The sequence below is a fragment of the Planomonospora parontospora genome, from assembly GCA_014647935.1.
GTDB lineage: Bacteria > Actinomycetota > Actinomycetes > Streptosporangiales > Streptosporangiaceae > Planomonospora > Planomonospora parontospora.
The window spans coordinates 218,238-240,334 of record BMQD01000001.1 but is presented as its reverse complement, the minus strand read 5'-3'; the positions used below and the strand labels follow the sequence as shown (position 1 = coordinate 240,334).

The 22,097-nt window shown below is 73.7% G+C and carries 19 protein-coding genes; 10 read left to right on the top strand and 9 right to left on the bottom strand.

The window, feature by feature from the left end; translation table 11 throughout:
- Window positions 1–202: 202 nt before the first annotated feature.
- Both IEZ07_RS01075 and IEZ07_RS01070 read right to left on the bottom strand, forming a co-directional pair.
- Window positions 203–1,381: a trans-sulfuration enzyme family protein gene (locus IEZ07_RS01075; RefSeq protein ID WP_191893060.1), complete on the bottom strand. Its 1,179-nt coding sequence runs from the start codon at window positions 1,379–1,381 to the stop codon at window positions 203–205.
- 313 nt (window positions 1,382–1,694) lie between these two features.
- Entirely contained in the window at window positions 1,695–2,891 is a 1,197-nt protein-coding gene (locus tag IEZ07_RS01070) for an RNA-guided endonuclease InsQ/TnpB family protein (protein ID WP_191893059.1), read from the bottom strand.
- Between the two features lie 50 nt (window positions 2,892–2,941).
- On the opposite strand from IEZ07_RS01070, the gene IEZ07_RS01065 reads away from it, so the two are divergent.
- From IEZ07_RS01065 to IEZ07_RS01045, 5 genes are all read left to right on the top strand, one after another.
- Window positions 2,942–3,082, top strand: a complete 141-nt coding sequence (locus IEZ07_RS01065) for a FitA-like ribbon-helix-helix domain-containing protein (protein ID WP_196468264.1) — start codon at window positions 2,942–2,944, stop codon at window positions 3,080–3,082.
- 103 nt (window positions 3,083–3,185) lie between these two features.
- Window positions 3,186–4,100: an ABC transporter ATP-binding protein gene (locus IEZ07_RS01060; protein ID WP_191893058.1), complete on the top strand. Its 915-nt coding sequence runs from the start codon at window positions 3,186–3,188 to the stop codon at window positions 4,098–4,100.
- 2 nt (window positions 4,101–4,102) lie between these two features.
- Window positions 4,103–4,870 (top strand): ABC transporter permease, encoded by a 768-nt coding sequence (locus IEZ07_RS01055; RefSeq protein ID WP_191893057.1) that lies wholly within the window; start codon window positions 4,103–4,105, stop codon window positions 4,868–4,870.
- Window positions 4,871–4,898: 28 nt separating this feature from the next.
- A complete protein-coding gene (locus IEZ07_RS01050; protein WP_191893056.1) occupies window positions 4,899–6,119 on the top strand; it encodes a sensor histidine kinase in 1,221 nt (406 codons plus the stop codon).
- Window positions 6,116–6,721, top strand: a complete 606-nt coding sequence (locus IEZ07_RS01045; protein ID WP_191893055.1) for a response regulator transcription factor — start codon at window positions 6,116–6,118, stop codon at window positions 6,719–6,721. The genes IEZ07_RS01050 and IEZ07_RS01045 overlap by 4 nt, the downstream gene beginning before the upstream one ends.
- 4 nt (window positions 6,722–6,725) lie before the next feature.
- Here the strand turns inward: IEZ07_RS01045 and npdG are convergent, their stop codons facing one another.
- Window positions 6,726–7,391: an NADPH-dependent F420 reductase gene (npdG, locus tag IEZ07_RS01040; RefSeq protein WP_191893054.1), complete on the bottom strand. Its 666-nt coding sequence runs from the start codon at window positions 7,389–7,391 to the stop codon at window positions 6,726–6,728.
- 176 nt (window positions 7,392–7,567) lie between these two features.
- Between npdG and IEZ07_RS01035 the strand changes: the two genes are divergently transcribed.
- The gene (locus IEZ07_RS01035) at window positions 7,568–8,158 is read left to right on the top strand and encodes a hypothetical protein (protein WP_191893053.1); all 591 of its coding nucleotides are present in this window, start codon (window positions 7,568–7,570) and stop codon (window positions 8,156–8,158) included.
- Between the two features lie 24 nt (window positions 8,159–8,182).
- Here IEZ07_RS01035 and IEZ07_RS01030 read toward each other — a convergent pair whose 3' ends face one another.
- Window positions 8,183–9,208 carry a LysR family transcriptional regulator gene (locus tag IEZ07_RS01030; protein ID WP_191893052.1) on the bottom strand — a complete coding sequence of 342 codons (1,026 nt, stop codon included), beginning with the start codon at window positions 9,206–9,208 and terminating at the stop codon, window positions 8,183–8,185.
- A gap of 128 nt (window positions 9,209–9,336) precedes the next feature.
- On the opposite strand from IEZ07_RS01030, the gene IEZ07_RS01025 reads away from it, so the two are divergent.
- A complete protein-coding gene (locus tag IEZ07_RS01025) occupies window positions 9,337–10,002 on the top strand; it encodes a cyclase family protein (protein WP_068894332.1) in 666 nt (221 codons plus the stop codon).
- Between the two features lie 126 nt (window positions 10,003–10,128).
- On the opposite strand, the gene IEZ07_RS01020 is transcribed toward IEZ07_RS01025, so the two are convergent.
- A complete protein-coding gene (locus tag IEZ07_RS01020) occupies window positions 10,129–10,308 on the bottom strand; it encodes a hypothetical protein (protein WP_068894333.1) in 180 nt (59 codons plus the stop codon).
- Between the two features lie 45 nt (window positions 10,309–10,353).
- Between IEZ07_RS01020 and map the strand changes: the two genes are divergently transcribed.
- Window positions 10,354–11,202, top strand: coding sequence for a type I methionyl aminopeptidase (gene map / locus IEZ07_RS01015; protein ID WP_191893051.1), 849 nt, complete (start codon window positions 10,354–10,356; stop codon window positions 11,200–11,202).
- A 183-nt stretch (window positions 11,203–11,385) separates the two neighbouring features.
- Here the strand turns inward: map and IEZ07_RS01010 are convergent, their stop codons facing one another.
- From IEZ07_RS01010 to IEZ07_RS00995, 4 genes are all read right to left on the bottom strand, one after another.
- A complete protein-coding gene (locus tag IEZ07_RS01010) occupies window positions 11,386–11,796 on the bottom strand; it encodes a sensor histidine kinase (RefSeq protein ID WP_191893050.1) in 411 nt (136 codons plus the stop codon).
- A gap of 181 nt (window positions 11,797–11,977) precedes the next feature.
- Window positions 11,978–14,020, bottom strand: a complete 2,043-nt coding sequence (locus IEZ07_RS01005; protein ID WP_204054206.1) for a bifunctional copper resistance protein CopD/cytochrome c oxidase assembly protein — start codon at window positions 14,018–14,020, stop codon at window positions 11,978–11,980.
- Window positions 14,017–14,649, bottom strand: coding sequence for a copper resistance CopC family protein (locus tag IEZ07_RS01000; RefSeq protein WP_191893049.1), 633 nt, complete (start codon window positions 14,647–14,649; stop codon window positions 14,017–14,019). Before IEZ07_RS01000 ends, IEZ07_RS01005 begins: the two co-directional genes overlap by 4 nt.
- Before the next feature lie 53 nt (window positions 14,650–14,702).
- Window positions 14,703–15,995 (bottom strand): helix-turn-helix domain-containing protein, encoded by a 1,293-nt coding sequence (locus IEZ07_RS00995; RefSeq protein WP_191893048.1) that lies wholly within the window; start codon window positions 15,993–15,995, stop codon window positions 14,703–14,705.
- Between the two features lie 865 nt (window positions 15,996–16,860).
- On the opposite strand from IEZ07_RS00995, the gene IEZ07_RS00990 reads away from it, so the two are divergent.
- Window positions 16,861–19,755: an AfsR/SARP family transcriptional regulator gene (locus IEZ07_RS00990; protein ID WP_191893047.1), complete on the top strand. Its 2,895-nt coding sequence runs from the start codon at window positions 16,861–16,863 to the stop codon at window positions 19,753–19,755.
- A gap of 87 nt (window positions 19,756–19,842) precedes the next feature.
- Entirely contained in the window at window positions 19,843–22,080 is a 2,238-nt protein-coding gene (locus tag IEZ07_RS00985; protein WP_204054205.1) for a molybdopterin cofactor-binding domain-containing protein, read from the top strand.
- The last annotated feature ends 17 nt before the right edge of the window (window positions 22,081–22,097 follow it).

Genomic DNA, 22,097 nt, shown 5'->3' with positions numbered 1-22,097 from the left:
GCCCGGAAAGCGGACCGCCCGCCCCGATGCTACCGCGCCCCGGCTCGGGAACCCAGGTCATGACCGCAGGTCACAGTCCCTTTCCGGGGCAGGCTCAGGACTCAGGACCGAAAGAGCGCCCGCTTCTCAGGGGCGGTCCGTCGGTCCAGGGCCGGTCCAGCGGGCCGTTCCAGGGCCGGTTCAGGGCCGGTTCAGGACCGGTTCAGGACCGGGAGAGCGCCTGCTCGAAGTCGGCCCACAGGTCCTCGACGTGCTCGATTCCGACCGCCACCCGGACGGTCCCCTCGCCGATCCCGTGCCGGGCCAGTTCCTCGGCCGTCAGCGACTTGTGGGAGGTGGTCGCCGGGTGCAGGATCAGCGTCTCCACGCCGCCGAGCGAGGGGGCCAGCAGCGCCAGCCGTACCGCGCTCATGAACCGCTCCCCGGCGGCGCGCCCGCCGACGAGGTCGAAGGAGAAGACCCCGCCGAAGCCCGGCAGCAGCTTGGCGGCCAGCGCGTGCGAGGGGTGCGAGGGCAGGCCGGGCCAGTGCACGGCCGCGACCGCCGGGTGGGCGTCCAGCCGCAGCGCCAGCTCGTGGGCGTTGGCGCAGTGGCGCTCCATGCGCAGCGGCAGCGTCTGGATGCCGCGCAGGGTCAGCCAGGCGGCGAACGGGTCGGCGGTCGCGCCCAGGCCGGTGGCGTACTTCCACACCGTACGGTGCAGCTCGTCGGAGGCGAAGACCGCGATGCCGCCGAGCACGTCGGTGTGGCCGCCCAGGTACTTGGTGGTGGAGTGCACCACGATGTCGGCGCCGTGCTCGATCGGGCGGCACAGGATCGGCGAGGCGAAGGTGTTGTCCACCACCGAGACCAGCCCGGCCTCGCGCGCCGCGGCGCACATCCCCGGCAGGTCGGCCACCTGGGTCACCGGGTTGGCGATCGTCTCCAGGTAGACCAGCTTCGTGGACGGCCGTACGGCGGCGCGCAGCGCGGCGGGGTCGTCCTCGGGGACGTAGGAGACCTCGACGCCGAACCGCGCGACCAGGTCGTTGAGCGCCCCGGCGGTGCCGCCGTAGAGGGCCTTCTGCGCGATCACGTGGTCGCCCGGCCGGAGCAGGCCGAGCAGCACCGAGTTGATCGCGCCCATGCCCGAGCCGGTGGCCACGGCGCCGACGCCGCCCTCCAGGTCCGCGACGGCCTCCTCCAGGGAGCGGACCGTCGGGTTCGACAGCCGGCCGTAGACGAACGGCCCGTCGGGGCGGTTCATCCCGTCGGCGAAGACCGCCGGGTCGTCGAAGACGAAGCCGGAGGTCTGGTAGAGCGGCACCGTGATCGGGCGGCTGCCCTCCAGCGGCGGCTGGGGAAGGTGGACGGTACGGGTCTCCGGGCGAAGCTCACTCATGTGTCAAAGATGTCCGCTCAACGAGATGATGGCCAGGTCCAATAAGGACGATTAGTCCACTGTCCGCTTCAATGTAGACGAACAGCTCATCTCGCCCCGTCCAGGGGTCGTCACGACCCACTCCTCGCGATCACCTCGGGAGTCCGCCCGGCGGCCGCCCCGCCGGCCCCGCACCGCCCTCGGCCGGACCCCCGGTCCGCGTCCCGGCCGCCGTGCCGGCTCCCGCCCCGGTCACCGCCGCCCCGCCCGGCGGGTCGTGACCGCCGAGTCTTGACGTCCTCCCCCGTCTGAAGACGGGGGATTCCAACGGCGACTACCCCACAAGGAGGAGGTCGCGTTGAGGTTCGCGGTTCACCGGCCCGCCCAACGGCGAGCCTCCCCGCTCAGCCACCGTGCGCCCCACGGCGGTGTCCCGGAGGTTGCAGGCCGCGTTCACATCGGCGTCGGCCCGATGCCCGCAGGCGACGCACCGGAAGACCGCTTGGCTCTCGCGGTTGTCCGGGGCGCGGTGCCCGCAGGTGTTGCAGGTCTGCGACGTGTACGCGGGGTTGATCTTGACGACGCGGCCGGGGGCCTTGTCCTCCAGACGGGTCACGAGCCGCCCCCACCCGGCGGCGAGGATGGCCCGGTTCAGCCCTGCTTTCTGGCGGACGTTCGTTCCCGGCTGCTCGACGGTGCCCTTCGCCGACCGGGTCATGTTCCGGATCTTCAGGTCTTCGACGGCGATGACGTCGAACCGGCGCGCCAGGTCGGTGGAGGTCTTCTCCACCCAGTCCCTGCGCCGGTCGCTCTGGCGGGCCTTCAGCTTCGCGAGGGCGGCCTTGACCTTCGCCCGCCGGTGGGAACCGCGGCGGGCGCGGGCGAGTTTCCGCTCAAGCCGCAGCAGCCGCCTGGCCTCGGGCTCGCGCAGCCCGGGAGCGGTCAGCAGTTGGCCGGTCGACAGCGCCGCCGAGGCGGCCACACCCCGGTCCACGCCGACGGCCTCACCCGTTGCGGGCGCGGGCACCGGCTGCGGGACGGCGGCGAACGCGACATGCCAGCGCCCGGCCGCATCCCGGGTGATCCGGTAGGACTTCGCGCCGCCGGGCACGGCGCGGGACCAGCGGAACCGCACCCAGCCGACTTTCGGGATCTTCACCTCGCCGGTGTTGCGCGACAGGCGTCGCACATGGTCGGCTTTGACGGCGACGATCCGGAACCCCTCACTCCGGCCGCGTCTGCGCCAGGTCGGCTTGCGGTGGGTGCCGCCGAAGAAGTTCGCCATGGCCTGGGCGAAATCCTTCAGCGCCTGCTGCTGCACGACGATCGACCCGGCGGCCAGCCAGCCGAAGGCCGCTCGCGCTTCGGTGAGCTGGCGGCACTGCTCGGCGAAGCCCGGCGCGCCCTTGCGGCCCGGCTTCCAGTGCGCGTGCTGCTCGACGGCGAGGTTCCACACGAACCTGGCGTGCGCGCAGTGCTCCGCCAGCGCCGCCTCCTGGGCGGGGGTGGGGGAGAGCCGGTACCGGGACATGCCATCAATTTACCATCGGAGAGATGGGGTCCGGCGGGTATTCTGCCGACATGAAACAGATCACGTTGCGGCTTCCCGACGACCTTCACGCACGGCTCAAGGAGTTGGCCGAACATGAGCACCGATCCCTGCACGCGCAGGTGCTGCACATCGTGCAGCAGGCCGTCCCGGCTCCGCCGGACCATCCCTGACGGGGCGCCCATTCCTCCCCGGCCTGAAGGCCGAGGCATCCTGGGCGGACTGAGGTGAATTCCTCACTGTTCCCGGGTCGTGCCGCCCTGGAGGATCGTCGGCATGACAGCGATCGAGGTGGACGGGCTGGTGAAGGGCTACGGGGGGTTCGAGGCGGTGAGAGACGTCTCGTTCTCCGTCGGGGAAGGGGAGGTCTTCGCCCTGCTCGGGCGGAACGGCGCGGGCAAGACCACGACGGTCGAGGTGCTGGCCGGGTTCCGGCGGGCCGACTCCGGGACGGTGCGGGTCCTCGGGCTGGACCCGGCCCGGGACCGGGTCCGGGTGCGCAGGCGCACCGGCATCATGCTCCAGGAGGCGGGCTTCTTCCCCGACCTGACCGTGGCGCAGACCGTGGACGCCTGGCGGGACTTCGTCGCCGCGCCCCGGCCGCGCGACGAGGCGCTCGGCCTGGCCGGGCTGGACGCCAAGGCGGGCACGAGGGTGCGCCAGCTCTCCGGTGGCGAGAAACGTCGCCTGGACCTGGCGCTGGCCGTGCTGAGCCGTCCCGACGTGCTCTTCCTCGACGAGCCGACCACCGGGATGGACCCCGAGGCCCGGAAGAACACCTGGGAGGTCATCCGGGGCCTCGCCGGGCAGGGCACCGCGATCCTGCTGACCACCCACTACCTGGACGAGGCCCAGCGGCTGGCCGCCAACATGGCGATCATGGACGGGGGCCGGGTGGTCGCCTCCGGCGGCATGGCCGAGACGCTGGCCGCCCGGGCGGGCCGGGTCGCCTTCGAGCTGCCCGCCGGCGTCGCGCCGGAGGACCTGCCGGTCCCGGTCGCCTCGGTGGAGGGCCGCACCGCGGTCTGCCGGGTGGAGGACCCCGACCTGGCCGCGCAGACCCTGCTGGGCTGGGCGGGCGAGCGGGGCCTGCGCCTGCGCGGCCTGGAGGTCCGCACGGCGACCCTCGAAGACCTGTTCCTGGACCTCGCCGCGGGCGAGGGGACTTCCCCGAAGGCGGAGGTGGCGTGAGCGTGTCCGCACGTGATCTGGCGGTGGTGGCCCGTTTCGGCGGCCGGCTCTACTGGCGCGACAAGGTCGCGCTGAGCACGTCCGTGACCCTCTCCCTGGGGCTGGGCATCGGCATGCCGCTGCTGACGGACCGGCTCCGGGGCGGCGCGGAGGCCGTGCTCGACGCGCACCTGGGGGTGCTCGCGATGATCGTCGTCATCGCGACGTTCAACCAGATCGCGGTGACGCTCACCGCCCGCCGCGACCAGCTCCTGCTCAAGCGGATGCGGTCCACCGGGCTGAGCGACCGGGACGTCCTCGGCGGTGAGATCGGCAACCTGGTCGTGCAGACCACGCTGCTGACCGCCGTGGTCTCGGTGGCGCTGTACGCGACGACGGGCCTGCCGGTCCCCCGCGACCCGCTGCTGTACCTGGTGGCCGTGGTCGCCGGGGCCACCGTCCTGTGCCTGCTCGGCACCGCGTTCACCGCGGCCGTCCCGCGCACCGAGGTCGCCGGTGTGATGACCCTGCCGTTCTTCTTCCTCGCCGGGGCCGCCTCGGGCGGGTTCGGCCCGCTCCTGGAGATGCTCCCCGGCTGGGTCGGCACGGTGCTGGGGTTCCTGCCCACCGGGGCGGTGGTCGACCTGGCCCGTACGGCCTATGCCGCCGACGGGACCCTCGCCGGGGATCTGCAGGCGGCGGCCGCCCCCCTCCTGGTCCTCGCCGGGTGGGCGCTGCTCGGGGTGTTCGCGATCGGCCGCTGGTTCCGGTGGGAGCCCCGCAGGTCATAAGTCCTGACGAAAGCATATGTTTCCGGACATGAGAATCACCCCCCAGCGCCTGGCCGTGGGCCTGGTCGTGCTGATCGCCGTGGGCTTCACGGTCTTCCCGGTCATCACGATCGCCCGGCTCGGCGGGACGCCCGGGCTCGTGGTGCTCGCGACCTGCCTGCCCGGCTTCTTCGTGCCGTTCTTCCTGCACCTGCGCTCCGCGCTGCGCGGCGCGGAGCCCGGTGCCCCCACGGTCCTGCTCGCGGTGGAGGCGGTCGCGGCCTACGCGCCCATCCCGGTCCTCGACGCCCACCTCGAGTACCTGGGCTACTGGTGGACCGGGACGCCGACCATCCTGCTCGGCTCGGTGCTCCTGCGCCTGCGCCCGCCGGCGGCCCTGGGCTGCCTGGTCCCGATGACGGCGGCCCAGTTCGCCCTGGGCTGGCGCTACGCCACGCAGCCCGCGCAGCTGCAGCACGCCTTCTACCAGGTCGTCACCCTCATCGTCACCGGATTCGTGATCTACGGGGTGACCCGGCTGGTGGTGGTGAGCCGGGAACTGGAGCAGGCCAGGACCCAGCTGGCGGAGGCGGCGGTGCTGCGCGAGCGGCTGCGCATCTCCCGGGACCTGCACGACGGGCTGGGCAGCAGCCTGACCGCGATCGCACTCAAGGGCGACCTGGCCCGCAGGCTCGCCGGGCGCGACCCCGACGCGGCCGGCCGCGAACTCGCCGACCTGGTCCAGGTGGCCAGGGACGCGGCGCAGGACGTGCGGCAGGTCGCGCGCGGCTACCGGGAGATGTCCCTGCGCGAGGAGGTGCGGCGGGGCACGGCGCTGCTGGCGGCCTCCGGAGTCGAGGTCCAGGCCAACCTCGCCGACCTGGACCTGGCCCGGCCGGTCGACGAGGCCCTGGCCTGGGCGGTGCGCGAGGGGATCACCAACCTGGTCCGGCACAGCCGGGCGACGACCTGCTCGATCAGCACCTCGCGGACCGCGGGGACCGTGCGGCTGGAGGTGGTCAACGACGGCGCCCCCGAGCGGCCGGCCGGCGGTTCCGTGCCGGGGGAGCGGGCGGGCGACGGCGCCGGGCCGACCGGACTGCGGGAGCGGGCGGGCGACGGCGCCGGGCCGACCGGACTGCGGGAGCGGGCGGGCGACGGCGCCGGGCTGGCCGGGCTGCGGGAGCGGGCGGGCGGCCTCGGCGGCTCCCTGCGCGCCGAGCGGACCCCGGGCGGCGGGTTCCGGCTCGCGGTGGAGGTGCCCGCGTGATCCGGGTGCTCCTCGCCGAGGACATGCACATGATCCGCTCGGCCCTCGTCGCGCTGCTCCGGCTGGAGTCCGACATCGAGGTGGTCGTCGAGGTCGTCCGGGGCGACGAGATCGTCCCGGCGGCCCTGCGGACCCGGCCGGACGTGGCGGTCCTGGACATCGACCTGCCCGCGCTCGACGGCATCACCGCCGCGTCGGAACTGCGGGAGAGGCTGCCCGGCTGCCGGGTCCTGATCCTCACCGCGCTGGGCCGGCCCGGCGAGGTGCGCCGGGCGCTGGCGGGCGGCATCGAGGCGTTCCTGGTCAAGGACGCCCCCGGCGACCGCCTCGCCGACGCGATCCGGCGCACCGCCCAGGGGCTCCGGGTGCTCGACCCGGAGCTGGTCACCGCCGCCATGGAGTACGGCGCCAGCCCGCTCACCGCCCGGGAACGGGAGGTGCTCGCCGAGGCCGCGCGCGGCGCCCCGGCCGAGGAGATCGCCGCCCGGCTGCACCTGTCCGCCGGGACCGTGCGCAACTACCTGACCGGCGCCGTCGGCAAGACCGGCGCCCGCAACAAGGTCGACGCCATCCGCATCGCGCAGGACGCGGGCTGGATCTGACCGGTCAGACGTCGGTGAGGCGGAGGCCGGCGTGGGCCTTGTAGCGGCGGTTGACCGAGATCAGGTTGGCGGTCAGCGCCTCCACCTGGTGGGCGTTGCGCAGGCGGCCGCCGTACACGCCACGGACGCCGGCGATCCGCCCGGCCAGCGCCTGCACGGTGTCGGTGGCCTCGCGGTCGTCGCCCAGGACCAGCACGTCCAGCTCGACCTCGTCGACCTCGGGGTCCAGCAGCAGGACGGCCGAGACGTGGTGGAAGGCCGCGACCACGCGGCTGTCGGGCAGGACCGCGGCGGCCTGCTGGGCGGCGCTGCCCTCCTCCACGGGCAGGGCGTAGGCACCCTGCTTGTCGAAGCCCAGCGGGTTGACGCAGTCGACGACGATCTTCCCGGCCAGCTCGGCACGGAGCGACTCCAGGGTGGCCTTGTGGCCGTCCCACGGCACCGCCACGATCACGATGTCGGCCTCGGCGGCCACGGTCGCGTTGTCCGCCCCGCGCGCCCGCGCACCGACGGCCTCCGCCGCCTCCCGGGCCCGCTCCTCGCTGCGCGACCCGATCAGCACGGTGTGCCCGGCGAGGGCGAACCGCCTGGCCAGTCCCTTGCCCTGGTCGCCGGTGCCGCCCAGGATCCCGATGGACAGCCCGCTCACGTCCGGAAGGTCAGTGCTCACTCGTCGCTCCTCGTCGTCCTCGGCCGCCGCGGACCGGGCCCGTCGGCCTCGGCGCGTGCGGTCCGCTCCGCCGGCGGTGACCGGCCCGTCCCCGGGTCCGTCCCGCCTCCACGCCAGATGATGCCAGGCCCGCGTTCCGCGGACGGCCCCGGGGCGGCTGGGGCACGATTGTCCGCATGGACGGTGGATCGGTGGCCCTGCTGCGCGAGGTCCTGGAGTCGACCGGGTGGGTGGAGCGCACCCGCGAGCTGGGACGCGCCCTGCGCACGACGCGCTCCCCCGGCGGCCTGCTGGTGGTCGGCACCCCGGCCGGGGAGCCCTGGCACCTGGCCGCGCACCTCGGCGACGAGGCCCGGCTCTCCGGCCTGCCCCAGCTCACTCCGACGCTGGTCCGCTGGTCCCCGCCCCCGGACGCCCCCGCCCACCTGCGGATCGGCCTGGAGCGGATCGAGAGGGCCCGGCGGGGGGAGACGCTGTTCGTGGTGGCCGAGGAGCGGGCGCCCGACCCGCTGCTGGAGCGGGTGAGCGACGCCCGCCGTACCGGGGCGACGATCCTCGCCCTGGACGGCGGCGACCCCGACCTCGAGGGCCTGGCCCACGACGCGCTGGCGGTCCCCGCCCGCGCCCCCCTCTCCTTCGACGGGGCCCAGCACCTGGTGAGCATGGCCGCGGGCGAGGAGCCCCGCCCCGCCGGGCACCAGGCCGGTCTCCGCGCCCGCCTCGCCCGGCTGCTGGAGCGGCTCAGCGGCCCGCACGTCCCGGACTGACCCGCCGGGCGGCGGGCCCCGCGCTCACCGCTGCGGACCGCCCCCGTCCCCGTCCCCGCCCCCGCGGCCTCGACCCGCCCTCCGGGCGGCGCGGTCGGTCCTGCGGTCACCGGCGCGTCCTCCCCCGCTCCCGATCCGCTCCGCCAGGCCGGCCGCGGCCTCCCGCAGCGCGTCGACGACCACGGCCTGCACGGGGTCCGGCCTCCTCGACCCGGTACGGCCGGCCCGGGTGACCGCGTCCAGCCGCCGTGCGCCCACCCCGGTGATGCCGGTGACCACGACCTCGCCGCCGGGGGTCTCCAGCAGGGCCAGGGACGGCACGATCGCCGCCCCGTGCCCCGCCGCGACCAGGGCGAGCGCGGGCGGGAACTCCTCGATCACGTGCGCCCGGCGCGGGGTGAAGCCGTGCAGGGCGGCGAGCCGCTCCAGCGCGTGGCCGCAGGCCTGGTCGGGATGGCCGGCCACCCAGGGCAGGTCCGCCAGGGCGGCCACGTCGCGGGGGGCCTCCCCCCAGCCGGACGGCACGACGATGCGGTACTCGTCCACGTGGAGCCGGTGGGCGACCAGTGACGCGGGCATCGGGGCGGGCCGGTCGGCGTCGTGCTCGACGATGGCCACGTCCACCCCGCCGAGCCGGAGCTCCCGCAGCGCGGCGGGGCCGTACAGCTCGACGACGCGGGGCTCGACCCGCGGGTGGCGTTCCGCCAGCGCGGCCAGGGCGGGCACCAGCAGGTGCCGGATGGCGGTGGGGAACGCCGCGACGGAGACCGGGCCGGACAGCCGCTCGGTGAAGCGGATGAGCTCCCGCCTGGCCTCGGCCAGCTCCTCCTCCACCCGCTCGGCGTACCGGGCGAGGACGGCGCCGGCGGGGGTCAGCACGGCCCGGCGCTGGGAGCGGTCGATCAGCGCGAGTCCCACCTCCCGTTCCAGCAGGGCCAGTTGCTGGGAGACGGCGGAGGGGGTGACGTGCAGCGCCTCGGCCGCCAGCATGACGCCGCCGCGCCGGGCGACCTCGTGCAGGACCCGGAGGCGGCGGGGGTCGATCTCCATGCAGCTCAGCTTACGATGAGGTTTAGGACACTTAACTTGCGCTACAAGGACCGTTGCCGGGACCATCTCCTCGATGCCGTCGCGCGACCCGCGCCGGACCGATCCGAGAAGAAAGCGGTGAACGTCCCGTGACCCGACTGATCGAGCTGAGCCACCGGATCACCGAGGGGATGGTCACCTACCCGGGCGTCCCCGGACCCCGGCTCGGCGCGCACCTGAGCCGGGAGGCCTCTCGCGAGGTCTACGCGCCGGGCACCGAGTTCCACATCGGCAGCATCGAGCTGGTCGCCAACACCGGCACCTACCTCGACACCCCGCACCACCGCTACCCGGACGGCCCGGACCTGTCGGAGGTGCCGCTGGAGGCGCTCGCCGACCTGCCCGGCCTGGTGGTGCGGGCCGAGGGCCTGCGCTCGGTCGGCGTCGGCCTGCTGGAGGGCCTCGACGTGCGGGGCAGGGCCGTCCTCCTGCAGACCGGCTGGGACCGCCACTTCGGCACCGAGGCCTACTTCCGCGACCACCCCTACCTCGAGCCGGAGGCGGCGAAGTGGCTCGCCGACCGGGGCCCGGCGCTCGTCGGGATCGACTCGCTGAACATCGACGACACCCCGCCGCGCGGCGAGCGCCCCGCGCACACGCTGCTGCTGGGCGCGGGGATCCCGATCGTGGAGCACCTGACCGGCCTGGCCGCGCTGCCCGACACGGGGTTCCGCCTCCACGCCGCCCCGCCGATGGTCGCGGGCATGGGCACCTTCCCCGTGCGGGCGTACGCGGTCGTCGGAGACCGGCCCTAGCCGCTCGGGGACCGGTCCTGCCCCCTCGGGGACCGGTCCTGCCCGCGGCACAGGCCGCGAACCCGGTGCGGTCCTGATGGTCCCGGCCGCCCGGGGGAAGCAGGCCGGCCCCCGCCGTCCGGTCGTTCAGTCCTTCTCCCAGGCCTCGTCCTCGTCCTTCCACCTCTCGTTGCGGTCGGCCGCGGTCCTGAGGGCGTCGGCCGCGGCCTGGCGGGTCTCGTACGGGCCCATGCGGTCCTTGTTCGGGCAGCCCTGCTCGGGCTCGACCGCCATGTGCTTCAGGCAGAACCACCACTGATCACTCATAGCGGCAATCCTGCCCGGTGCGAACGGCAATTAGACTGTGCAACCATGACGACAGTGCTCCAGCCCGGGCGGGTCTCGCCCCTGCGCAAGGTTCCCGCCCACATCCAGCGGCCGGAGTACGTCGGGAAGAAAACCCCGAAGACCGGCGAACCCGACGTCAAGACTCCGGAGATCATCGAGAGGATGCGGGTCGCCGGCCGGATCGCCGCCCAGGCGCTCCAGGAGGTGGGCCGGCACGTGGCGCCGGGGGTGACCACCGACGAGCTCGACCGGATCGGCCACGAGTTCCTGCTCGACCACGGCGCCTACCCCAGCACCCTCGGCTACCGGGGCTACCCCAAGTCGCTGTGCACCTCGATCAACGAGGTCATCTGCCACGGCATCCCGGACGACACGGTGCTGCGCGACGGCGACATCGTCAACGTCGACATCACGGCCTTCATCGGCGGCGTGCACGGCGACACCGACGCCACCTTCCTGGTCGGCGACGTGGACGAGGAGTCGCGCCTGCTGGTCGAGCGCACGCTGGAGGCCACCAACCGGGCCATCAAGGCCGTCGCGCCGGGCCGCCAGCTCAACGTGGTCGGCCGGATCATCGAGGCCTACGCCAAGCGGTTCGGCTACGGCGTCGTGCGCGACTTCACCGGCCACGGCATCGGCACGACCTTCCACTCCGGCCTGGTCGTCCCGCACTACGACGACCCGTCGCTGGCGGTCACCCTGGAGCCCGGCATGACGTTCACCATCGAGCCCATGCTGACGCTCGGCACCATCGACTACGACATCTGGCCCGACGGCTGGACCGCCGTCACCAGGGACCGCAAGCGGACCGCCCAGTTCGAGCACACCGTCCTCGTCACCGACACGGGCCACGAGATCCTGACGCTGCCGTAGCCGTCCGGGCGCGCCGGTCCGCGCGCCCCGGCCGGCCCGGCCCCGGACTACTCCCGCAGGCCCGCAGGCGAGTCTCCGCGGGCCCAGGCCGTTCCGGGCCCGCAGGCGACCCCTGCGGGCCGACGGCCGTTCCGGGCCCGCGCCGGGGGCATCGCCGCGTACGGCCTCGGCCGCCGCGGCCGCTCAGACCCTCCCGCGCGGCACCGTCGCGGTGACCGTGGTGCCGCCGCCGGGCACCCCGTTGACGGTGAGCGCGCCGCCGACCTCCTTCAGCTGGGCCCGCATGGCGGTGATGCCCCGCCCGACGGCCGCGCCGTCGAACCCGATCCCGTGGTCGCTCACGGTCATCCGCAGCCCCCGGTCCCCCGTCGTCACCGCGACCGAGACGGTCTTGGCCAGGCTGTGCCGTTCCACGTTCGACAGCGCCTCGGCGAGCGCGGCCAGGACGGCCCGGACGACCAGGTGGGAGGCGTCGCGGGAGGGGAGCGCCCAGATCTCCACAGTGATCCCCGTGCGCGCCGACCAGTCGGCGAGACGCTCCTCCAGCGCCTGCGCGAGGCTCTGTCCCCCGCGCATGCGAAGCTCCTCGGACATACGCCAACTCCTCCTGACGCGCACGGCTACCGCCGGTCCCCCGACCGGGCACGTGAATGAGCATGGTGCGCGACAGTCGGACGCCGCACCCGCTGGGATGTCTACCCATTCCCCCTGATCGAAAGGCTACCTCTCGACGCGTAAGGCAGCGGTGAGGGGATAGAAGGCCGTAGCCGCAGGGCTACTCGGCGCGATCACGCTTGTCGAGCTTTGCCAGAAAATCGTTGTAGGCGTCGAGTTCGGCGTCGCCGCTGCCTCCGGTGCGGGCGGCGACGGCGTCCGCCCGGCGGTCGGCACGCCGGGCCCTGCGGTCGTCGTCGCGCCACCACTGGAAGGCCAGCGCGAGCAGCACGATCAGCGTCGGGATCTCGCCGAAGCCCCAGGCGATGGCGCCGCCGGTCCGCTGGTCGGCGAGCGAGGACTCGCCCCAGGTCCGGCCGAGCTGGTCGTACCAGCCGGCGGCCAGCACGGTGCCCATGCTCATCAGCGCGATGCCGAAGAACGCGTGGAAGGGCATGGTGACGAACAGCACGACCAGCCGGGCGACGTGCGGCAGCTTGTGCGGGGCCGGGTCCACGCCGATGATCACCCAGAAGAACAGGCAGCCGCTGACCAGGAAGTGCACCGTCATCGCGATGTGGCCGAGGTGCTCCTCCATCGCCTCGGCGAACAGCGGGGTGAAGTACAGCGCGTAGGTGGAGACGATGAAGATCGCGGTCGCGATCGCCGGGTGGCCGGCGAAGCGGACGAACCTGCTGTGCAGGATCGTGGTCAGCCACTCGCGGGGTCCCCGGTCACCGCGGCGCACGGCGGGCTTGAGCGCCCGCAGCGCCAGGGTGACCGGGGCGCCGAGGACCAGGAAGATCGGGATCAGCATGGAGAGCGTCATGTGCTCGGCCATGTGCACGCTGAACAGCACCTTGGCGTAGCGGGCCACTCCGCTCTGGGTCGCGAGGACCAGGATCAGCACCCCGGTGGACCACGCGGCGGTGCGGCCCCACGGCCAGGCGTCGCCGCGCCGGGCGAGCCGTACGACCCCGGCGAGGTAGAGTCCGCCGAGCAGGGCGGCCAGCGTGCCGGAGAACAGGTCGAACCACCACAGCGAGGCCAGGTTCGCCAGGGAGATCTCCGGCGGCATGGTGTAGCCGAGGAGCTCGAAGGCCCGGTCGACCGGGAGGATCGCCGGGGGCGGCGCGGTACGGGAGAGCGCCACGGCCAGCCCGACCGCCGCGAACATCACCACGATCTCCCCGGTGGCGAACCGGACGAACGTACGGCTCCCGCCCGAGGCCAGACCCGGCAGGGTGCGCCTGCGGTGCCACCAGCCGGCCGCGCCCAGCAGCGCGAACGCCGCCGTCTTGGCCAGCAGCAGCGCTCCGTAGGCGGAGGTGAACAGCTCCGAGACCGAGGTGAGCCGGGCCAGCACGCTGAACAGGCCCGACAGCCCGGTGCCGAGGAAGCACCACAGCGCCAGCGCGGAGAAGCGGGCGGCGGCGACCTCCAAGTGCGGCTGCCGGCGCACCGCGTGGGCGCAGAGCACGCCGAGCCCGCCCACCCAGAGTGCGAGGACCACCAGGTGCACGGCGACGCCGGTGGTGGCCAGGTCGTGGTTGGGCGAGGAGGCGGAGTGACCGGTCAGCGCGGGCGGGAGCAGGGTGATCAGGGCGAGCACGAGCAGGCCGCCGGCCGAGCCGACGGTGATCGCCCCGCGGGCGAACAGGGCGATGGCCACCGCGAAGAGCACCACCAGGGTGAGCGCGATGCCCTGCGAGACCTGGCTGGCGTAGCTGGTCAGCTCGTCGCCGCCGAGCACGTCGGCGACGGGCATGCCGAGCGCCTCGGACAGGCTGAAGACCATCGTCGCCGCCGCGGCGGCGGCCCAGACGAGGCCGAGCCACGAGGCGGCCTTCACGTAGACGAGGGCGGGCCTGCCGAGCAGGCCCTTGTCGCTGGGCAGGAGGATCGCAGCGGCCAGCAGCGCGCCCACGGTGAGCACGCCCGTCACGTCCATCACCAGCTTGGACAGCGGCAGTCCCCAGCGGGTGAGCATGCCCTGGTCGGGCAGGCCCGGGATGATGCGGGGGGTCGCGGCGCCGCCCGCGACCATGGCGATCACCAGGGCGGCGACGGCCGCGCCCGCCCCGGCCAGCGCGAGGCGCACCGTCCGGCCGTTCCCGCCCGGCTCGGGCTCCCCGCCACCGTTGCTCCCGGCCCGCCCGCTCACGGCTGCTTCCTGTTGCGCATGCTGAGGAACAGGCCGATGCCGATGCCGGTCACGCCGCCGAAGACGAGCCACGCCCAGCCGGGCACTCCGCCGGAGTCCTCCGTGCCGGCGGCCGGGGTGGCGGCCGCCGGGGGCGCGGTCGGGGCGGTCTCGGCCGGGGCCGCGCTCCCGCTCGGGGCGGCGCTCCCGGCGGAGTCGCTCTCGTCAGGCGCCGGGCTCTCCGCCGGGGCCGCGCTCTCGGCCGGGGCCGGGGAGGCGTCCGGGGAACCGGTCAGGGTGAACGGGATCTCCCCCTCGATCGGGTGGCCGTCGGAGGAGACCACCCGGTAGGCGATGACGTATCTGCCCGGCGGGAGCCCGGCCTCGACCTTCTGCGTCACCACCGTGCCGTCCACCGCGGCCTTGCCGGCCTGGCGGGGCGTGTCGTCCCCGTCGCGCACGACGACGTTGGGGAAGCGCACCCGGGCGGTGAACGTCAGCTTCACCTCCTCCAGGCTCTCCACCTTCGCGTTCGCGGCAGGGTCGCTGCTCTTGAGCGCGTCGTGGGCGAGGGCCGGCGAGGCGAGGGCCGTACCGAGGACGAGGACCGCGAGAAGTGCGAGGGCGGCCGCGAAAGGGGAAGTCTTCATGGCACCCCCAAGGCTACCGACGCCGACGCGCGGTCCCCACCTCCGTGTGTGCTCTACAGGCCCGCGCAGGCCAGGGCCCGCTGGTAGGCCTCCACGCTCCGGTCGGTCTCGTCGATGCGCTCCAGGATCCGCGCGGCGGTCAGCCAGGAGTGGGAGGTGTAGCGCGTGACGGGCAGCGGCTCCAGCAGCGCGGCCGCCGCCGCCAGCTCCCGCGTGCCCTCCTCCGCCCTGCCGAGCTCGGCGAAGGTCTGGCCGGCCACGAGGTGCGCATCGGCCTGCAGGTCCTCCGGCATGCCGTCGAGCATGTCCAGGACCGACCGGATGTGCAGTTCGGCCTTCTGCGGAGAACCGAGCAGGAGCTCGGCCCGGGCGAGACCCACCGCGCAGCGCATCTTGTCCATCGGGTTGACGGGGCTCTCCCCGAGGTCCTTCTCCACCTTCATCAGCAGGTCCCGCCAGGACGCGGCCTCCTCCGGGCGCGTCTCGATCATGATCACCGCATGGGCGACGCGGAGCCGGGCGTACCGCTGGGCCTCCCCGTGCTCGGACTGGATCGCCACCGCCCGCCCGAAGTAGGCGGCGGCCTCCTCACCGCACCCGGTCTCGAACGCCAGGATCGCCGCCTCCCAGTACGCGAGCGTGAGCGCCGTGGGGGTGCCCAGCGTCTCGGCCGCGGCGACGAGCTCCGCGGAGAAGTGACGGGCGCGCAGCAGGTCTCCCCGCTCGATGTAGGCGGCGAGCGCCTGCACCCCCAGTCTGATCAGCCCGTCGGTCCAGGCGGGCCGGACGGCTCCGCCCAGGATCTCCTCCACGACCTGCACCGCCTGCGCGAGCCTGCCCTGCTCGCGGTAGCAGATGGAGAGCTGGGTCACGATGTCGATGTGCCGCTCCGGGGAGATCTCCGACCCGTCGCGCTCACGCAGTCCGATCAGCAGGGAGATCGCCGCGTCGAGGTCGCCGCAGGCCCGGGAGGCGAGCGCCAGGCCGTACTCGGTCTCCTGGCGCAGCTGCGGCAGCCCGGCGAGGCCCTCGTCGGCGAGGAGTTCGGCGTAGCGGGTGCGCGCCTCGACGACCTCGCCGTTCTCCATGGCGAGCCTGGCGTAACCCAGCCCCAGCTCGATCTCCCGCATCTGCTCGGTCGTCACACCGTTGATCAGATAAGTGAGCGAGCAGTCGAGTTTCTGCGCCAGCAACTCCAGCACGGCCGGGGTCGGGGTGCGCTTACCGCTCTCGATGAGGGAGACATAGCTGTCGGACAGTTCGGGATGCGCAAGCTGCGCCTGAGATAGGCCACGCTGACGACGCATGGTCTTGATACGCTGTCCGACCAAGTCTTGACCAGCCACGTTGCTCCTTGAAAGATGTTGGTCGAGCAGCAGAACCTACGACAGGAGTCCCCCCGTGCGTCGACGTCTCGCCATCTCTGCCCTCGCCGCCTTGGTCACGGCCCTATTCGCCGTTTCGGTTAATGCTACGGCCGCAGGCGCCGCCTCGTCCGCCCCCGCGGAGAAGAAAATCGTAGTCCAGTACGGCCCGGCTCCGCACGCCGAGTAGCAGGCCGCAGCTCGTTCATAACGACAGGTCGACCGCGATGACCCGTCGTAGCGGCACACGTCGGTGCGCGCCGACGTGTGCGCCCGGACGCTCGGCATATGCGTTCCGCACCCCCAAACCGGGACGCGCCGAGCGTCCACCCCACATAGATGATCCACCCCCGTTGTCGCCCGATCCGCCCGTCGTCGCCCCGCGACGACAGCGGCATGGCGCGAGAAAATCACACTTCGCGGTCCGGTACAAGAGCGTGACGCCATTCGCCCGCTGAAATCCTCCGGACGGCCGGATTTTCCCGCCGCACCATCGGGACGATGTGTCGCGGAGCCCTCTTTCCGCGGACCCCGCGTCTTCTCCGAGGAATTCCCCGCACTGCTTCCGGGGGACGTCCGGCGCATCATCCTGCGGAAAGCCGGTGACAGAGCCGTCCGGGGCGCGGGGCGAACGGACAATGAGCGCGGCCGGCGACGGAGACGCGTCCGAGCGCGGATCACGGACCGGAAAGCCATTCAATTAACCGCCGGTACACCACCGGTACATTACAGACCGATGCAATTGGCCAACCTGGTGAATTAAGCGGACGATCAAATATCATCCTCCGCCTGAAGCTCATGGGAACACCGGGGACGGCCCGGGCGCCAATGGGATGGGGACTCGTCGGTGAGATTTTCGGTACTGGGCGTCCTGACGGTGCGCCACGCCGACGGGGGGTTCGTCCCCGTCCGGCGCCGCAAGCACCGGCAACTCCTGGCGGCGCTCCTGCTCAGGGCCAACACCCCCGTCTCCGGCGGCCACCTCACGGAGTCCCTGTGGGATGCGGCCCCTCCGCCGTCGGCCGAGCAGAACCTCAAGACCTACGTCCACACGCTGCGCAAGCTGCTCTCCCCCGACGATCCGCGCTCCGCGCCGATCACGACGCACGGCGCGGGATACCTCATCACGCTCCGGCCGGACGAGCTCGACGTCCTCGTCTTCCAGGACCTCGTACGGCGCGGCAGGCGAGCGGCCCGTGAAGGGGACCTGGAGACCGCGTGCCGGTGCTTCGAGCAGGCTCTCGGCCTGTGGCGGGGCGACGCCCTCCAGGACGCCGGGGGGAGCCGTGTGCTGGACCGGGCCGCCGATCACCTCACGGAGGAGCGGCTCTCCGTCCTCGAGGAGCTCGCGGAGCTCCAGCTCCATCTCGGCAGGAACGCGGAGGCCGTCTCCCGGCTGCGCGCGGCGGCCGCCGGCCATCCGCTCCGGGAGCGGCTCCAGCGGCAGCTCATGCTGGGCCTGCACCGGTCGGGGGACCGGGCCGGTGCGCTCGACGCCTACCAGCGGTTCAGGAAGGCGCTCGTGACGGAGACCGGCCTGGACCCGGGCCGGGACATCCAGGAGCTCCACCGGCGCATCCTCACCTCCGGCTCCGGCCCGGCCCCGCCCGCCTCGGACCGCGCCTCGCGGCCGGCCGAGCCCCGTCCGGCGCCACCGCGGCAGCTACCGCGTGATCTCGCCGGTTTCGTCGGGCGCGCCGAGGAGCTCGTCCGGCTGCGCTCCCTGCTCGCCCCCTGGGACGGCGGCCCGCCGCACCACGTGGTCGCGATCACCGGGCCACCCGGGTCGGGCAAGTCGGCGCTGGCCGTCCGGGCCGCGCACGCGGTCGGCCGCGACTTCCCCGACGGGTGGCTCTACACCAACCTGCACGGGGCCACGCCCGGCCTCCGACGGCTGGAGCCGCTGGAGGTGCTCGGCCGGTTCCTCCGCGACCTGGGGGTCTCCCCGCAGGCCGTACCCGACGACGTGGACGGGGCGGCGGCCCTCTGGCGGACCAGGCTCGACGGGCGGAGGGTCCTCGTGGTGCTGGACGACGCCGCCGACCTGGCCCAGATCCGCCCGTTGCTCTCGGTCCCGGTGGGGAGCGCGATCCTGGTCACCAGCCGGGAGAGCTTCGCCCTGGTCGACGACTGCGCGCGGGTGCGGATCGGCGAGCTGCTCCGGACCGAGGCCTCGGCCATGTTCGCGAAGCTGATCGGTGCCGGGCGGGCCGCCGAGGACGTCCGGGCGACGGGACGGCTGATCGAGCTCTGCGGGCGGCTGCCCCTGGCCGTGGGCATCGCGGGGGCCCGGCTGGCGAACCGGCCGCGCTGGACGGTGGCCGACCTGGTGGAGCGCCTGGAGGACGAGCGGCGGCGGCTGCACGAGCTGGAGGCGGGCGACCTGGCGGTCCGCTCCAGCCTGGCGGTCAGTTACGACCTGCTGGCGGGCGGTGCGCACCCGCTCGACCGGCTGGCCGCGCGGACCCTGCGCATGCTCGGCGTGCTGCAGGTGGCCGACGTGACCCCCCTCATGGTCGCGGCTCTGCTCGGCGGACCCGCCGAAGAGGCGGAGCGGGCGATGGAGCGGCTGGTGGACGCGCATCTGGCCGAGTGCGACGAGCCGGGGAGATACCGTCTGCACGACCTGGTGCGGCTCTTCGCCCGCGAGCGGGCCGCCCTGCAGGACCCGGAGGAGACCACCGCCGCGCTGAACCGGGTCCTCGACTTCTACACCGCGACGGCGGTCCTGGCCGGGACCCTGCTCCGCTATCCCTCCCACGGGCTGCCGGAGATCGACCTCCACGCCGTTCCCGCTCCCCTCACCTCGCGTGAGCAGGCCTACGAATGGATGGAGGAGGAACGGGCCAACCTCCTGTCCGCCGCCTCCCAGGCCATGGCGTCCCCGGGTGAGCGGACCGTGCGCCTGGGGGCCGCCCTGGCCATCAGGCTCCACTGGCATCTGCTCTACGGCCATCACGTGTCGTACATGCTCACGGTGAACCAGCGGATGCTGGAGGCCGCGAGGAGGCTGGGCGACCGCTCCATCGAAGCGCTCGCGCACAATCACACGGGTGTCGCGCTCTGCGCGCGGCTCCAGCTACCGGAGTCCGTCGCCCACTTCGAGCGGCATCTGGCGATCAGCCGCGAGCTGGGCAACGCCCACGGCGAGCAGCGCGCGCTCGGCGGCCTCGCCAGGTCCTGCTTCGAGATGGGGCGCTACGAGGAGGCCGTCGGCCACGCCGAGGCGCAGCGCGTGATCGCCAGGAGGATCGGCCACTCGTCGGGCGAGTACTACGCGCTGGGCATCATCGGCGAGGCCTACCACCGGCTGGGCCGCTTCGACCAGGCGCTGGCCGTACTGGAGAAGTCCCTGTCCCTGTCCCGGCGGGACGGCAACGTCTACCAGCAGGGCTCCGAGCTGGAGGCGCTCGGCGAGCTCCACCTCAGCCGGGGCGAACCGGCCCTGGCCAAGTCGGCCTTCACCGACGCCCTGGACTGCGTCCGCACGATCAGGATGGTGGCGATGGAGTCCTACCTCCTGCTCGGGCTCGCCCGTTCCTGCCGCCTCCTCGGTGAGCTCGACCAGGCGGCAGCTCACGCGTGGCAGGCCGTGGAGACCTCCCGAGGGCTGCGGGACTCCAACACCGAGAAGAAGGCGCTGGCCGAGCACGCGGCCATCGAGGAGGCCCGGAGGTCCTCCCCCCGGCGGGCCGGGCCGCCGCAGGCCGGGGACCCGGAGCGGCTGCGCCTCGCCCGGTGACGACCGCAACAGTCGCCAGCCGCGGGGCCCCGCGTTCCGCGTTATCTGCCATGGACCGGCTCTGAGCTGCGCTGATGTACTGAGGTCGTGAGCGAGATCGAGACACGGCAGAGCCCGGGCATCGGGGAGAGCCTGCTGCGGCCCGACGGGACGCTGAAGGTGACCGGTGAGTTCGCCTACTCCTCCGACCTGTACCTGGCGGACATGGTCTGGGGTGTGACCCTGCGCAGCCCGCACCCGTCGGCGTGGATCCGGTCGGTCGACGTCGGTCCCGCCCTGGCCATGCCGGGCGTGCTGGCCGTGCTCACCTGCGAGGACGTGCCGGGCGAGAAGTACTACGGCCTGGAGCACCGGGACCAGCCGGTGCTCGCGATCGACCGGGTCCGCTACCAGGGCGAGCCGGTCGCGCTGGTGGCCGCCGACCACCCCGAGCGGGCCCGGCGGGCCGCCGCGGCGATCGTCGTGGAGTACGAGGTCCGCGAGGCGGTGACCGACCCGCGCCGGGCCGCCTTCGACCCGGACTGCCCGAAGGTTCACGAGCAGGGCAACGTGCTCCGCCACCAGCCGGTCCGGGTCGGCGCCGGGCTCGACGACGCCGCGGACCTCACCGCCCCCGTCGTGGTCGCCGGCGAGTACGAGGTGGGCATGCAGGACCAGGCCTTCCTCGGCCCCGAGTCCGGCCTGGCCGTGCCCGCCGAGGACGGCGGGGTGGACCTGTTCGTCGCGACCCAGTGGCTGCACGCGGACCGCGACCAGATCGCGCCGTGCCTGGGGCTGCCGCCGGAGAGGGTACGGCTCTCGCTGGCCGGCGTGGGCGGCGCGTTCGGCGCCCGGGAGGACCTGTCCATGCAGATCCACGCGTGCATGCTGGCGCTGCGCACCGGCCGGCCCGTCAAGATGGTCTACCACCGCGAGGAGTCGTTCTTCGGCCACGTGCACCGGCACCCGGCCCGGATGCGCTACGAGCACGGCGCGACCCGCGACGGGAGGCTGCTCTACGTGAAGGCGGAGATCCTGCTCGACGGCGGCGCGTACTGCTCCTCCTCCCGCGCCGTGGTGGGCAACGCCGCCTCGCTCGGGGTCGGGCCGTACGAGGTGCCGAACGTCCGCCTCGACGCCTACGGCGTCTACACCAACAACCCGCCCTGCGGGGCGATGCGCGGCTTCGGCGCGGTGCAGGCCTGCTACGCCTACGAGTCGCAGATGGACCGGCTGGCCGAGGCGTGCGGCCTCGACCCGGTGGAGATCAGGGTCCGCAACGCCGTCTCCCAGGGGTCGCGGCTGGCCACCGGGCAGGTCGTCGACTCCCCCGCGCCGCTCGCCGGGATGCTCCGCGAGCTCGCCGCGATGCCGCTGCCCCCGGAGCCGGCGGGCGGCCTGCTGGACCTGCCGGGCGGCGCGGGGCGGACCACCCGCGGCGAGGGGGTGCGGCGCGGCGTCGGGTACGGCGTCGGCATCAAGAACATCTGCTTCTCCGAGGGCTTCGACGACCACTCCACCGCCCGGGTCCGGGTGGAGCTGCTCGGCGGCGAGCCGCACGCGCTGGTGCACACCGCGGCGGCGGAGGTCGGCCAGGGGCTGGTCATGGTCCAGGAGCAGGTCGCCCGCACCGAGCTGGGCGGTCTGGGCGTCGGCCGGGTGACGGTCGCCGGGGCCGACACCTCGGTCGGCTCCGCGGGGTCGTCGTCGGCCTCCCGGCAGTCCTACGTCACCGGGGGCGCGGTCAGGGCGGCCTGCCGGGCCGTGCGGGACCGGCTGGAGGAGCTGTGCGCCGGCGGGGTCCCGCTCGCCGAGGCGCTGGAGCGGCACGGCCCGGTGGAGGAGACGCGCGAGTACCGCCACCGGCCGACGTTCCCGATGGACCCGGTCACCGGGCAGGGCGACTCCCACACGCAGCTCGCACTGTGCGTGCACCGGGCGGTCGTCGACGTCGACACCGAGCTCGGCCTGGTCAAGGTGGTGGAACTGGCGGCCGTGCAGGACGTGGGCCGGGTGCTGAACCGGCTCGCGCTGGAGGGGCAGATCCACGGCGGTTCGGCGCAGGGGCTCGGCCTGGCGCTGATGGAGGAGATCCAGGTCGCGGGCGGGCGGGTGCTGAACCCGTCGTTCACCGACTACCTGATCCCCACCGTCCTGGACATGCCGCCGATGCGGGTCTCGATCCTGGAGAACCCCGACCCGCACGCGCCGTACGGCCTGCGGGGCGCGGGCGAGCCGCCCACGCTCTCGTCGACCCCGGCGGTGGCCGCGGCCGTGCGGGCCGCGACCGGGCTGGACCTGCCCCGGGTGCCGATCCGCCCCCATGACATCGCGCTGAGCGGGTAGGAAGCGGGCGTCCCCCG